This is a genomic window from Microvirga sp. VF16, from assembly GCF_016864375.1.
In the GTDB taxonomy this organism is placed as follows: Bacteria; Pseudomonadota; Alphaproteobacteria; order Rhizobiales; family Beijerinckiaceae; genus Microvirga.
In genome coordinates this window covers 2,080,307-2,093,038 of record NZ_CP069354.1, presented here as the reverse complement: position 1 = coordinate 2,093,038, position 12,732 = coordinate 2,080,307, and the positions used below count along the sequence as shown (strand labels likewise).

The following is a 12,732-nucleotide window of genomic DNA, read 5'->3' as shown; positions in this document are numbered from 1 at the left end:
AAAAACCCTGAAAACCACTCGGGCAATTCCCAATCGAACAGGCTGCTTGTTTTGCCGCCCACCGATCATGCCTTCAAGGCTGCAACCACTGGAATAAATCGCGGCGCAGTCGCGCGGATGATCGTGCCACGCCGGCCACTGCGAATCTGCAGGCTTCCTCCGAACTGACTGAGGCGGATGCGCATTCCCGGGATGCCTACGCCGAGGGTCGGTTGCCGCACCGCTGGCTCACCGCGCCGGCTCCGCATGCCACGTCCATTATCCGCCACGAACAGAATGACCTGATCGGATGTCAGGCGCAGATTGAGTATGACTTCGGAGGCTCCGGCATGGCGGTGAACATTGGTCAGCCCTTCCTGGATGATGCGAAACAGGGCGCGCTGGAGATCGACCGGAAGATCATCGGCGGATTCATCGAAGCGCAGGATGGTCCGCAGGTTCGTTCGCTTCGAAAAGCCCTCCGTGAAACTTTGTACGGTGCTCACGAGGCCGTCCGTTTCCAACCTGGGAGGATGGAGCAGATAGGTGAAGATGCGCAGCTCTTTCAGCGCCTCCTCCAGCGAGCGGTCAATCTCGTCGAGAATCCGTCGCCCGGAGGGAGGCAAGCAGAAATTTTCCACCTGCATCAAGTTGAGACTGACGGCCACGAGATGCTGTGCGGTCGAGTCGTGCAGCTCCACGGCAATCCTTTCCCTCTCCTCTTCCTGAACCGTGAGCAGACGACCCGACAGCGCAGTGATCTCGGCCTTGACGGCGACAACCTCGGTGATGTCCTCGTGGGTCACGATGATACGGGACAACTCCCCTGCGATGAAGCGCGTCGCCCTCATCTGGAACCAGCGCGGCTCCCCCGGCCCGTCGCATCGATAGACATCCCGGTAGTCGTGCCGTTGCCCGGATGTGACGGCTTTGAGCCCGGTATGGATCTGCCTTGCGGCTAGATCATATTCTCCGGCCCGAGCGCAAACATCGAGATAATTCATGCCAAGGCCGTGTGATGGGCCAGGATATCCATTCTCGCGAGCAAAACGGTGCCAGGCCTCATTGACGGAAATGATGGTACCCGCATTATCGAGGACCGCCACATGGACTGAGAGAGCATCCAGAGAGGCTTGGAGAAACTCTCGCTCCTGCATGAGCGAAAGTCGGGCCCGGTACTGTTCAGTGACGTCTCTGAAGAAGACACTGACTCCCTGTCGGGTCGGCTCGACCCTGTAATCGATATGTTTCCCGGGATTGTACGTCGATGGGAACTCGCCATGGAATGGAGTTTCGCTCTCAAGGGCCTTTTTCAGGGCGGCATCGAATTGCGGATGATGCCCGACAATGTCGAAATAGGAATGCCCGATGACATCAGTTCGCGGCAGCCCAAACCAGCGTATGGCCGCAGCATTGATATCGGTAATGCGATATGTGCGATCGAGCGTGAGGTAGCAGTCGCTGACGCTCGTCAGGATTGCGGCAAGACGCTCATTCGTTTCCACAAGCTCCGCCCTGGTCGACACGGCAGATACCTTCAGAGCATCGATTGAGCCGATATTTCTCAGGATAAGCGCCGCTGATCCGATCCCTGCCAAGGCCAGGATAATCCCCGCATACCAGATCCATCGGCGAGCCAGATAGAGCGGCTCGTTGATCAGCGCGGTTGGTATTGTCGACAGGACGATATAGCCGGTGTTGTCCGATCGCTCGAAGGCCACCAGAATGGTACCGCCATCGCCATCGACTTCGAAATGTCCGTTATGTTCTCCGCTCGCCAGGGCCTTTGCCAATTGCGGATGCAGCTGCGAGGCGAGCGGGAGCTCCGCGTCGTTCCACTTCACATGTTGAAGCTTGTGATCGAGGATGAACACGGTCCAACCGACCGGGGGGGCGCTGTCCCGGACGACCTTGCCGAGATGAGCCTCGGGGACAGCCAGCGTCAGGATCCGTTCGCCTCCGAGATCGGGACTGCCGAGCCGCAGGCTCACCGCGACGATCCACTCTCCTGTCAGCGGTGCCTGGATACGCTCCGACATGACGACGCCAACTCGGCGAAGCAGCTGAAGTCGCTGCTCGCTGATCGGGAGCACATTGATGGGAGGCAGAGGCGCCCCATAGGCGAAGGCCGAATTAAGGAGCAGGCGCTCCTGGTTCCAAAGGACGAACCGGGACCCGCTCGGGCGAGGCGTTGCCCTGAGTTGCTGGTGGAAGGGCTTGAGATCCTCAGCCTTGAGAAGCGGCGATGTCGAAAGACCCTTCAGGATATTACCGAGCGCCTCGGCCTCCCGGTCGAGAATGTGGGATGCCGCCGCTGATGCCGACAAGCCCCTGTGAACGATCCCGTGGCGATCCTGGATCGCATGCCAATAGATAACGGAAGCGGCGATCAGGAACGCGAGGCTCGCGGTAACGGCGGCCGCCAGGATAATCCAGTTACGGGTTTTGGACGATGAGACCCCTAACGTAACGTGAGGTCCAGCTGCGGACGCAGCAGGCATGCCACCTCCCTCGCAGGGATGGGACGCCGGCCTCACCTATGCATCGCTCCATTCCCGGAGGCGATCCAAGGGTAAACCCTGAATGCGAAGCGCGGCCCATCACGATGTCTTGCAGCCATGCGTGTCCGGACAGGTCTAAATCCGCTTCCCGCTTGGCCCTACCGTAACGACACAATGCCATGACCGAGCCTGAAAATAAACATATGTTAGCGATGGGGAACACCTGACCGAGCTGAGAATACCCCTAAAGATGGCGGCGGGTTCCCCTCTCTCAGGCCTGAACAGGCTTTAAAACGCCCTCGCCTTGCAATTCCTGTAAGGTCTCGGCGTTCGGGCAATACTCGCCGTAATGGGTTGGCGCTCGCCCACGATCAAGATCGTGCCGACAGCGGACGGCCGCGGTGCACCCTGAACAAGTAAGGCTCATGTCCCGCATCAATGTTGCATGGATATGCCTGATCCGGTCGGCATCGAGGGAGAGCGCATTCATGAGACGCGGCAGCTCCCCGGCGGCCTCGGGGCCTCGCGCGACGAGAATGGGCAGCATTTCTGCCGGAACCCCGATGTCGCGGGCGAGCGCGTTCCTCTGATCCGGATCGAGGGAAGCGAACTCATGTGCCCGCATCCAGTTCGATTGCCATCGCTTGATCGCTGTTCCCAAACCCATGGTAGCCTCCATGTTGTCATGGCAAGCCTATAGAGACGCACGGCCCTGTCTTTGATCCATCGCAAATCGGTTGTGCTTTTGCGGAGTGGATTTGAGTGTGAACGGCGGTGACCGCTCTTACTCTGGCCAAGCCGCCAGCACCTCGACCCATTGCGGCGGGGCCGGCCATTCGGCATATCGTCTGCCCAGCATATGATCGACGAGCGGAAGGTCCGGACATGAAGCCTGGAATGAGCAGGGTAGTCTGCATCGGCGGAGCGGCCGTCGACCGCAAGTACCACGCTTTGGCGCCAATCCAGCCAGGAACTTCCAATCCCGTCGTTTCAGAACGCTCGTTCGGTGGCGTCGCCCGCAATGTGGCGGAGAACATTGCGAGGCTCGGAGTACAAGCGTCGCTGGTTTCGATTGTGGGCGACGATGACAATGGCCGCGCGCTGCTCGACGACCTAAAACACAGCGGCATCGACACCCGATGCGTGACCATTTCCGATACAGATGCGACAGCGGAATATGTGGCCGTGCTGCAGCCCGATGGCGAGCTTGCCGTCGGGCTCGCCAATATGGCGATCTTCGATCGGACCACCCCTGCCCTGTTGCGTCGGGCGGAACCCGAGCTCGGATCGGCATGGGTCTTCGCCGACTGCAACCTGCCTTCCGAGACCCTGCATGAGCTTGCCGGCCTTGCCCGGCAACAAGCCCTGATGCTCGCTGTCGACGCAGTTTCGACGCCAAAGGTGATGCGCCTGCCACAGGATCTGGGAGGCGTCGGCGTGTTCTTCCTCAACCTCGACGAGGCTCGAGCCTATCTCGACCGCCATGAGGTTTCGCCGGAAACGGCGGTAAAGGCCCTGCTCGACCGTGGCGTGGAACAGGTTGTCCTGACGCTTGGCGATCAGGGACTTGTCGCGGCGGATTCTTCCGGAATCGTGAAGATCAACGCGGTCAAGGTTGAGATCGTCGATGCAACCGGCGCAGGGGACGCCCTGATTGCAACCATTCTCGTCGCCATGCTGAAGGATGCCCCTTTGGCCAAGGCTGCCCGGCTTGGCACAATCGCAGCGGCTCTGACGGTGGAAAGCCCGACGAGCGTGAGGCCCGATCTGTCACTCGCCTTGCTGGAATCCACGTTGTCCCTTAGAGCGTCGGACCTTTGAACGGGAGTCCTTATGAATCACGACAATGCCAGCCGTTTTCTCGACATCACTCCCGAGGTACAGGCCACGCTCGCCGCAGGCGGCGCAGTCGTCGCACTTGAATCCACCATCATCACCCATGGCATGCCGCATCCGCAGAACGTCGCCACGGCCCGCGAGGTGGAGGCGGTGGTGCGTGAGAACGGTGCCGTGCCCGCTACGATCGCGATCATCGAAGGCCGCATCAAGATCGGCCTCTCAGACACGGAGCTCGACTGGCTCGGCACCGCCAAGGACGTGATGAAGCTGAGCCGCGCCGACCTGCCCTATGCAGTCACCTCCAGGCGGCACGGTGCAACGACGGTGGCCGCAACCATGATCTGTGCCCATCTGGCGGGCATCCGCGTCTTCGCCACCGGCGGCATTGGCGGCGTCCATCAGGGCGTCGAGAGCACCATGGACATCTCCGCCGATCTCGACGAGCTCGCCCGCACCCCGGTCGCGGTGATCTGCGCCGGTGCCAAGGCCATCCTCGATCTGCCGCGGACCCTTGAGTACCTCGAAACCTGCGGCGTCCCCGTGGTCGGCTACCGGACGGACCGCTTTCCGGCCTTCTGGAGCCGGACGAGTGACTTGTCCGTCCCGCTGCGCCTCGACAGTCCGGACGCGATGGCGGATCTGATCCGCACCAAGGAAGCGCTTGGGCTCGATGGCGGCGTTCTCGTTGCCAATCCCGTGCCGAGCGCCGATGAAATCCCTGCGGATGAGATGAAAACCTTCATCGATGCGGCCGTGACCGAGGCGAAGGCTCGCGGCGTCACTGGAAAGGCCGTGACGCCTTTCCTCCTGTCCTACCTGTTCGAGAAGACCGCCGGGCGAAGTCTTGCCACCAACATTGCTCTGGTGAAGAACAATGCCGCACTGGCCGCACAACTCGCCGTATCGTTGACGCGATAAGCGCCTTACCCTCTTTCGCTCCAGGCTGCCATCGCCTCGAACACGATGGCATGCCGCCGGGCCAGAGCTTCGATATCGGTGGAGTAGCCTCCACCGATGACGGCGACGAGCGGAATCTGGCGGCTGCGCGCCTGCTCGATCACATAATCGTCCCGCTGGCGCAGGCCCTCATCGGAAAGGGAAAGGCGCCCGAGCTTGTCATCCCGGTGCGGATCGACGCCCGCATTGAAGAACACGAGATCCGGCTCGACGGCCTCGAGAAGGCGCGGCAGATGGGCTCGAAGTGCCTCCAGATAGGCATTGTCCTGCATGGAGTCCGGCAGCCCGATATCGAGATCGCTCGGGATCTTGCGGACAGGGTAGTTCTTCTCCGCATGCATCGAGAAGGTGAAGAGATCCGGCTCATCGCGCAGGCAATCGGCGGTGCCGTCGCCCTGATGCACATCGAGATCGACGATAAGCGCACGTTGGAGCGCTCCTTCCACTCGAAGCGCCTTGGCCGCGATGGCGACATCGTTGAAGACGCAGAAACCTGCCCCGGTCTCCCGCTGCCCATGATGACTGCCACCGGCGGTGCTGCCTGCCAGACCATGTTGGAGCGCCAGTCTTGCCGCGAGCAATGTCCCGGCGGCGGAGGTTCGCGCGCGGCGCACCACGCTTTCGCTGACAGGGAGACCGATCCTCCGCTCGATCTCGCGGGAAGCGGAGCAGGCGAAGACCTGATCCACGTAAGTACGATCGTGGGCCAGAGCGATCAGTTCGGCGGGGGCCTCCTCCGGCTTGGCAAAACCGTTGGACGCCAGTCCCTTCTCCGCGACGACCTCTGCCAGACGCCCATATTTCCGCATGGGAAAGCGGTGGCCGTCCGGCAGCGTGGCCTCATAGGCGGGATGAGAAATGATCGGCACCTGCTTCATGTCTCACCTCTCGCGAATGACACCTCGTCTAGCGCATCGTACGGTCCCGAAGAGCCGCGTCCAACGATGCACCAGCCAAGAGATGGAGCATCGGTTTGGTCCCAAAAGTGGATTCTACTTCTTGTGTTCAGTGCTCTAATGACCGGCAGCAATCGCCTTCTCGGCCAGCCGGATAGCGGATCCCTGGGAGCGCGCCCCGCAGATGAATCCACTCGGATGGCAGAAGACACCGTCTGCGATCCCGGCGACTTGAGAAAACTCCTTCTCCTGCAATCCGCGCCAAGCCTCCGGTAGAGACAGTCTCTGGCCGAAGGAGCTGGGCTCAGGCGGAACGGTTCGACAGTACCAGGATGTGGAATCCTCATTCGGGTAGATGATGAAGAGAAGATCGCGCAATCCGCCCTCAAAGACGGCCTTTTCCCAGGGCAGCTTATGATTGAGAACGATGATCCGGGGGTCCGACGCCTTCCCGGCTGCCGCCAGTACGGACGACTGGGCCTCTGCTTCCGCATGGGCCTGCTGGCATGCCCGAACCAGGATGCCTCTGGCAAAATCGGCCGCCTCGAGGAACGCGTCGTCATAGGCCTGTTCGCTGGCCCAGGTGGGATTGAACGCCTCGATCAGAAGCGAAAGGTGGCCCTGGTTGACGGAGGCAACGCCGTTATCGGCCTGATCGATGGCAAGAATGAAACCCTGATCGATATCCTGCCAGACGGCGTCCAGCAGGTCTTCGTCAATCCCCGGAATGAGTTTGGGCAGGGCATTGCGCCCGAAATCGCGCCAAATCAGGCCAACCGAGCTATAGGGCGTGCCATCGGGCCGGCGGGGCAGATCCCGCATATGATGATCATAGCGGCCTCTCGCGACATCGTAGATGCCGCCCACATCAAAAACGAGATCGGCCGTCTCGATCAGGGCAGTCTCGCGGGTCCGCGCGAAGTCGAAAGTCCCCAAGGCCTCCCGCAAAATGGCGAAGGCGAAGACATCGTCGGCATGGAATGTGCCGCTATGGGTTACAACCTTCATTTCTTTCGTCCCGACCACGGTCGGCTACCCCTAAAAAATTTGTATCTTTATCCGCGATAACAGAGCTACTCGAAGAAGATAAGCTGCTGCAATCACATCCTTTATGCTGACAAGCATATCGCCTGAATAACCTCTCCTGCTTCCCTCGATCTTCCCATCGTAGGAAGGTCTAGAAACCTCGGGCCTTTGAGAAAAAGGATCCCGACCATTCACCATTTTCACGTTCCGGATATGCATTGCGGCGGCTGCCTGAGAGCCGTCAGCCAGGCGATTCACGAGCTCGCTCCACCAGCTCCTGGTTGAGGTCGACCTGGAAAGCCATATCGTCACGGTCGCCTCGAACCGAGGAGAAACCTTGCTACTGCAGGCGCTGGACAAGGCGGGTTGCCCGGCCCGCCTCCTCTCTCATCATGACGCTTGAGAGCGACGCCACAGTAGACATGACCATACCGCCATGGGGTTCCATTCACGCGGATTGGTCCCATCTGATTTCTTTCAAGTCACGAGCAGCAATGATGAAGATCCACTCCCTTGCCCTTACCGTCGCCTTGACCGTTTCTCCTGCCCTCGCCTTGGCGCAGACTTCCCATGGAGGCCATTCCGGCCATTCGACGCCTGCTCAAACCGCGCAGGCGCAGAAGGCCCCGTCCACGCAGGGCTACCGCCAAGCCAATGAGACGATGCATCGCAACATGGACATCCAATTCAGCGGCGACTCGGATGTGGATTTCGTTCGAAGCATGATTCCGCATCACCAGGGTGCCATCGATATGGCGAAGGTGGCGCTTCAACATGCTAAGGACGAGCAGATCCGCAAATGGGCCACCGACGTGATCCGCGAACAGGAGCGTGAGATTGCCGAGATGCAGGCTTGGTTGAAGAAGAAGGGCGTCCAGTAAGCGGGGCTTGTCTTGTCCATGATCGGTCCTGCGCTCCGTCATCTTCATGTCGCTTCATGTGCATATCCCCTGCCACGAACGTGCGGGGTCGAGCGTTAGTGGTTATCCCTTGCGGGCGAATGGAAAGGAAGAATCATGTTCACGCTTACGATCAGCGACAAGCCGGTTGCCATCACCAATGCCGATGAAGATGAAGCCCGCGAGCTCCTCATGAGCGAGGATTTCAAGGACGATCTCAAAGTGCTTGAGAGCGACGGAGCTCCCTTATGGGACGGTTTCGCCACCCTTAACGTCAGGGCCGCGACGGAAGAGGAAAAGACCGAATTCGAGAACGCGGATTTCGATGACGACGAGGATGACGATGACGGGGAAGAAGGTCCCTATATCATGTTCCTGGTCGACGTGACCGACCCTGAGGAGGTCGAGGACGAACCTTGATCTCTCCGACCTATAGGTCGGATCAGCCAGCATCTTGAAAAATGCGAGAGCGAGCCAAGGCCTCTGGGCTCGCTCTCGTATGAGGGAACCTGCCGAGATCGGGGCCGTTGGCGCCGCATGAGCTGGCTTGTTCAACCTCGCCTTGTGAACGATCCTTTCGGCGATCCGGGCCTCTATCTCGATTTTCGCTATGGCCGCCGGGCGATCCTTTTCGATCTTGGCGATGTCGGCGCCCTTTCCTCTCGCGAATTGCTACGGGTGAGCCACGTTTTCGTCTCACACACGCACGTGGACCACATGGCCGGTTTCGACCGGCTGTTTCGCCTTTGCCTTCACCGCCCCTTTCCCCTGACCCTCATCGGCCCGCCGGGCTTCGTGGCGCAGGTGGAACATAGGATCCGAAGCTTCACCTGGAATCTTCTGGACGAGAATTCGGTCGATTTCTGCCTGAGAGCGATGGACTGCGATGGCCTTCGTCTGACGAAAGCTGCTGAGTTCCATGCTCGTGAAGCCTTCACCCGACGCGAGATCGAGCCGCCCGTCTTTCCGCAAGGCGTCGCCTTGATGGAAGGTGAGTTCAGGATCGAGTGCGTCGCCCTCGACCATGGTATCCCTTCCCTCGCCTTCGCCCTACGGGAGGTGCTTCAAGTGAATGTGTGGCGAGGCATGTTGAACGAGTTGGATCTTCCGACCGGCCCCTGGCTCAACGATGCCAAGCGGGCTGTCCGCCTCGGTATGCCCGACGATCATCCCGTCGCCATTCCTGGAGGACGAAGCATCCGCCTGGGTGAGCTGAAGGGCAGCGCGTTGCACATCGCCTCCGGTCAGGCGGTCGCTTATGTCACGGACGCGGCGCCGCATCCGCAAAACCGCACGAAAATCCTGCAGCTCGCCCGCGAAGCCGACCAACTCTTCATTGAAGCCGTCTTTCTGGAGCGCGACCGCGCGCTCGCCATCGCGTCTCTTCACCTGACCGCGTGGGAAGCCGGATCCATCGCCCGCGAAGCCGGGGTCCGGTACGTCACGCCATTCCATCATTCCGCCCGCTACCTGTCGGAGCCGGATGTGCTTCGGGAGGAGGTGTTTGAGAGCTTCCGAGCAGACGAACGGAGGGCAATGCGCGCCTGAGTCCCTATTGCACTTGGAAGATGGCCTCGTGGATCTGCTGCGGATCGGGCCTGCGGTTCGAGTTGAACCGGATGACGCGATAGCCGCATGACTTCAGAACCTTGTCACGCTGAGCATCCTTTCGGGCATCGTGAGAGCGGTCGTCGAGCTCGATGATCGCAAGGACCTCCATATCCTGAATGACGACCCAATCGACGCGCGTGTTCGATACCTTCTTGAAGGCGATCCAGAAGGCACGGCTGCCTTCCTTCGCATCGGGCCGGACGAGCGCCAGGATGGGAACCTGGGGCCAGATCTGACAATCGGGACATGCTGCGAGAAGACGCTGGTAAAATTCGCGCTCGTTTTCCGTCATGATCGAGTGGCGGCGATAGCGCGGCTTGCGGGTCCAGAAGAGGACCAGAACGAACACGATGCCGAGCAGCGCAACTCCTGCCAGCCACGACCACGAGAGATTTTCAATCGCCATAATGAGCTGCCCCTGCCCTGCGCTCGCCCGAATGTGAACGGTCAGGCTTTCTCTTAACCCTGAAGCATAGCAGCTATCATGAAACCGAGACGCATGGTCCAGCGTCTTCATATTGTCGAGTTAAGTCCCTCGGGGAGAGCACAATGGACCTCAGCCGCCGAACCTTCCTGCTTGGAGCCTCAGCCGCAGCCGTAGGCGCCGGTCTGCCGATCCACCGCGGCTACGCCCAGTCGGTGCGGGAGATGTCCGCCTATCAGCGCATGTACGCCCCCATCGACGACGATCTTTTCCCGGTTCCTGGGATTGAGCTATCCAGGATCAATCCGGCCTACCTGCGTAAGGTAGTTCATTACGACACGGCCGAGCCGCCAGGCACCATCGTGATCGACCCTCGTGCGCGATACCTCTACCTCGTCATGCGCGATGGCATGGCCGTGCGGTACGGAGTTGGTGTCGGCCGTTCGGGCTTCAGCTGGTCTGGAACCGCCACCATCAAGGACAGGCAGGAATGGCCGGACTGGTATCCACCGAAGGAGATGTTCGGGCGGCAACCCGAACTCATGGAGCAGATGGGTGAACTGCCCGGCGGTGCCGGCATGCCTGGAGGTCCCGGCAATCCTCTTGGCGCCCGCGCCCTTTATCTCTGGCAGGGCAACAAGGACACCCTCTACCGCATCCACGGCACCTTCGAGCCATGGACCATCGGCACCAATGTTTCATCCGGCTGCATCCGCATGATCAATCAGGACGTCATCGACCTCTACAATCACACCCCGACGGGCACGAAGGTGGTGGTGCTTTCTGGTCGCACCAAGCGAAATCAGACCGCTGCCCGTTCCTGATTAAGCAAAAAGGTACGGTTCGCGCCTATTTTTGCCATGGTTAACGATCACACGTCGCTCAAGGGACGCGGGAACTAACGAACCATGGCGCGAATTTTCGCCCGATCCGAACGATCGGCTGGCGGACGCAGGGTAGTATCTGCGTCCAAACGCAGCTACCTGCCCGGCAGGAAGAGCGCATCTTATCTGGCATTAAGTCTCTTAAGTACGGCATCTTTTCTCCTATTGGCGACAGCGCGCGTTCAGGATGCCGCCGCTTTCGGAGAGACGCGTACCCTCTCATTCTTCCATACTCACACGCGGGAAAGCTTGACTGTAACCTTCCGGCGCAATGGGCAATACGACTCTGCCGGGCTGCAGCAGCTCAACTGGTTCCTGCGCGATTGGCGCGTGGAAAAGCCGGCCAAGATGGATCCGCGCCTGTTCGATATTCTCTGGGAAGTCTATCGGGAATCCGGCTCGTCGCAGCCCATCAACATCATCTCCGCCTATCGGTCGCCGGAAACCAACAGCGCCTTGCGTCGCCGGTCGAGCGGTGTCGCCGAGAATAGCCAGCACATGCTCGGCAAGGCCATGGATATCCGCCTACCCGATGTGGATACGGCCCGGCTGCGCGCCGTCGCCATGAAGATGCAGTATGGCGGCGTGGGCTATTATGCGTCCTCCGCCTTCGTCCATGTGGACACCGGCAATGTGCGCGCCTGGCCGCGCATGACCCAGCAGCAGCTTGTTCAGCTGTTCCCCGATGGGAAGACCCTTCACCTTCCCTCCAACGGCAAGCCGCTGGCAGGTTACGAATTGGCGAAAGCCGAGATCGTGTCTCGCAACGCCTCTCTCGCCACTCAGGCCTCGGCCGGAAGCGGGCCGTCCATCGGCAATCTGTTTGCCAATCTCTTTGGCCGCAAGAACACCGCACCCGCGCAGCAGGCGGAGAATCCGGCTCCGAGCACATCGACGATGGTTGCCTCGGCTGATCCGGAAAGCCTCAAGGAGATCGTCGCGACGGTGCCCCTTCCACCGCAGCGCCCGCGCGAGATCAAGCTCGCGGCTGCCGCCATGCCGGATGCAACGTCGGATGCACTCGCGGCGATTGTCTCGGCCCCAGCACCAAGGATCGTTCCCGAGCTTGAAGCCATTCTCGGCTATGACGAGACGGCGGCAGCGAAATCCCTCTTCGATCCGCGAACGGCGTTCCTGGATCTTGGCTTCACGTCCGAAACGAAAAGTCAGCTCAGCGCTACGCATTTCAGCGGGCCGGCCGTCAAACCACTTCCCGTCATAGGCGAAGCCCAGGCCGAACTCTGAGCGTCGTCACACTCGTCGAAGGATGTGAAGATCAGACACCCAGCATCATGACGAGACCGACCAGCAGTATCAGAATCAGCAGGCCGGATACCGCGACGACCCAATGGGTGGTCCGCCTCTCCTGCTCGGCCGATTTGGCGGTCTCGGACTGGAGCGCTTTCTGAAGAGGAGCCGTTCGCCGTTTCATCCGCGCGGTCGCGGCACGACCCGGGAAGGGAATGATTTCAGCACTTTTGACCGGCGTCGGGCTGGCCTTCGCATTCGGTGAAACGAGTCTATCGTCCAATTCGACCGGAACGCCGGTCTCTTCCAGATGGACGACGACGAGCGCGATCTCCTCCGCACTCATGGACGCGATCGGCAGATTGGCCTCGAGATCCTGGTTCGTGAGATGGCCCTGCTTGCGCCCAAGGGCTACCAAGCGGTCCAGGGTATTGCTGTCGAGCGCCGGCTGCATGAGGGCACGACCCC

At 60.5% G+C, this 12,732-nt stretch carries 13 protein-coding genes; 7 read left to right on the top strand and 6 right to left on the bottom strand.

All coding sequences use genetic code 11. The features are described from left to right. Positions 1-65: 65 nt before the first annotated feature. Both JO965_RS09975 and JO965_RS09970 read right to left on the bottom strand, forming a co-directional pair. Positions 66-2,480: a PAS domain-containing protein gene (locus JO965_RS09975; protein ID WP_203443479.1), complete on the bottom strand. Its 2,415-nt coding sequence runs from the start codon at positions 2,478-2,480 to the stop codon at positions 66-68. Between the two features lie 271 nt (positions 2,481-2,751). Next, on the bottom strand, positions 2,752-3,147 hold the full coding sequence (locus JO965_RS09970; protein WP_203443478.1) for a DUF6455 family protein: 396 nt from the start codon (positions 3,145-3,147) through the stop codon (positions 2,752-2,754). A gap of 230 nt (positions 3,148-3,377) precedes the next feature. Between JO965_RS09970 and JO965_RS09965 the strand changes: the two genes are divergently transcribed. Both JO965_RS09965 and JO965_RS09960 read left to right on the top strand, forming a co-directional pair. Then, complete coding sequence (locus JO965_RS09965; protein WP_203443477.1) at positions 3,378-4,301, top strand: carbohydrate kinase family protein; 924 nt, start codon at positions 3,378-3,380, stop codon at positions 4,299-4,301. A gap of 12 nt (positions 4,302-4,313) precedes the next feature. Then, positions 4,314-5,237 carry a pseudouridine-5'-phosphate glycosidase gene (locus JO965_RS09960; RefSeq protein ID WP_203443476.1) on the top strand — a complete coding sequence of 308 codons (924 nt, stop codon included), beginning with the start codon at positions 4,314-4,316 and terminating at the stop codon, positions 5,235-5,237. A gap of 5 nt (positions 5,238-5,242) precedes the next feature. On the opposite strand, the gene JO965_RS09955 is transcribed toward JO965_RS09960, so the two are convergent. Further along, on the bottom strand, positions 5,243-6,154 hold the full coding sequence (locus JO965_RS09955; protein WP_203443475.1) for a histone deacetylase: 912 nt from the start codon (positions 6,152-6,154) through the stop codon (positions 5,243-5,245). Positions 6,155-6,289: 135 nt separating this feature from the next. Next, on the bottom strand, positions 6,290-7,180 hold the full coding sequence (locus tag JO965_RS09950) for an MYG1 family protein (protein WP_203443474.1): 891 nt from the start codon (positions 7,178-7,180) through the stop codon (positions 6,290-6,292). Between the two features lie 515 nt (positions 7,181-7,695). Here JO965_RS09950 and JO965_RS09945 point away from each other — a divergent pair. The 3 genes from JO965_RS09945 to JO965_RS09935 all read left to right on the top strand — a co-directional run bounded on the left by JO965_RS09945 (position 7,696) and on the right by JO965_RS09935 (position 9,645). Continuing rightward, positions 7,696-8,079 carry a DUF305 domain-containing protein gene (locus JO965_RS09945; protein ID WP_371826871.1) on the top strand — a complete coding sequence of 128 codons (384 nt, stop codon included), beginning with the start codon at positions 7,696-7,698 and terminating at the stop codon, positions 8,077-8,079. A 135-nt stretch (positions 8,080-8,214) separates the two neighbouring features. After that, entirely contained in the window at positions 8,215-8,517 is a 303-nt protein-coding gene (locus JO965_RS09940) for a hypothetical protein (RefSeq protein ID WP_203443472.1), read from the top strand. A gap of 117 nt (positions 8,518-8,634) precedes the next feature. Beyond that, complete coding sequence (locus tag JO965_RS09935; protein ID WP_203443471.1) at positions 8,635-9,645, top strand: ribonuclease Z; 1,011 nt, start codon at positions 8,635-8,637, stop codon at positions 9,643-9,645. A 4-nt stretch (positions 9,646-9,649) separates the two neighbouring features. On the opposite strand, the gene JO965_RS09930 is transcribed toward JO965_RS09935, so the two are convergent. Continuing rightward, a complete protein-coding gene (locus tag JO965_RS09930; protein ID WP_203443470.1) occupies positions 9,650-10,114 on the bottom strand; it encodes a DUF2726 domain-containing protein in 465 nt (154 codons plus the stop codon). A gap of 143 nt (positions 10,115-10,257) precedes the next feature. Here JO965_RS09930 and JO965_RS09925 point away from each other — a divergent pair, with 143 nt between their 5' ends. Both JO965_RS09925 and JO965_RS49300 read left to right on the top strand, forming a co-directional pair. Further along, positions 10,258-10,956: a L,D-transpeptidase gene (locus JO965_RS09925; RefSeq protein WP_203443469.1), complete on the top strand. Its 699-nt coding sequence runs from the start codon at positions 10,258-10,260 to the stop codon at positions 10,954-10,956. A 309-nt stretch (positions 10,957-11,265) separates the two neighbouring features. Further along, entirely contained in the window at positions 11,266-12,261 is a 996-nt protein-coding gene (locus tag JO965_RS49300; RefSeq protein ID WP_371826851.1) for a YcbK family protein, read from the top strand. Positions 12,262-12,292: 31 nt separating this feature from the next. Here the strand turns inward: JO965_RS49300 and JO965_RS09915 are convergent, their stop codons facing one another. Next, positions 12,293-12,718 (bottom strand): RNA polymerase sigma factor region1.1 domain-containing protein, encoded by a 426-nt coding sequence (locus tag JO965_RS09915; RefSeq protein ID WP_203443467.1) that lies wholly within the window; start codon positions 12,716-12,718, stop codon positions 12,293-12,295. Positions 12,719-12,732 lie beyond the last annotated feature (14 nt).

Coding starts and splice junctions, on each gene's coding strand:
- JO965_RS09975 (WP_203443479.1), bottom strand. CDS start 2,480: ATGCCTGCTGCGTCCGCAGCTGGACCTCACGTTACGTTAGGGGTCTCA.
- JO965_RS09970 (WP_203443478.1), bottom strand. CDS start 3,147: ATGGGTTTGGGAACAGCGATCAAGCGATGGCAATCGAACTGGATGCGG.
- JO965_RS09965 (WP_203443477.1), top strand. CDS start 3,378: ATGAGCAGGGTAGTCTGCATCGGCGGAGCGGCCGTCGACCGCAAGTAC.
- JO965_RS09960 (WP_203443476.1), top strand. CDS start 4,314: ATGAATCACGACAATGCCAGCCGTTTTCTCGACATCACTCCCGAGGTA.
- JO965_RS09955 (WP_203443475.1), bottom strand. CDS start 6,154: ATGAAGCAGGTGCCGATCATTTCTCATCCCGCCTATGAGGCCACGCTG.
- JO965_RS09950 (WP_203443474.1), bottom strand. CDS start 7,180: ATGAAGGTTGTAACCCATAGCGGCACATTCCATGCCGACGATGTCTTC.
- JO965_RS09945 (WP_371826871.1), top strand. CDS start 7,696: ATGAAGATCCACTCCCTTGCCCTTACCGTCGCCTTGACCGTTTCTCCT.
- JO965_RS09940 (WP_203443472.1), top strand. CDS start 8,215: ATGTTCACGCTTACGATCAGCGACAAGCCGGTTGCCATCACCAATGCC.
- JO965_RS09935 (WP_203443471.1), top strand. CDS start 8,635: ATGAGCTGGCTTGTTCAACCTCGCCTTGTGAACGATCCTTTCGGCGAT.
- JO965_RS09930 (WP_203443470.1), bottom strand. CDS start 10,114: ATGGCGATTGAAAATCTCTCGTGGTCGTGGCTGGCAGGAGTTGCGCTG.
- JO965_RS09925 (WP_203443469.1), top strand. CDS start 10,258: ATGGACCTCAGCCGCCGAACCTTCCTGCTTGGAGCCTCAGCCGCAGCC.
- JO965_RS09915 (WP_203443467.1), bottom strand. CDS start 12,718: ATGCAGCCGGCGCTCGACAGCAATACCCTGGACCGCTTGGTAGCCCTT.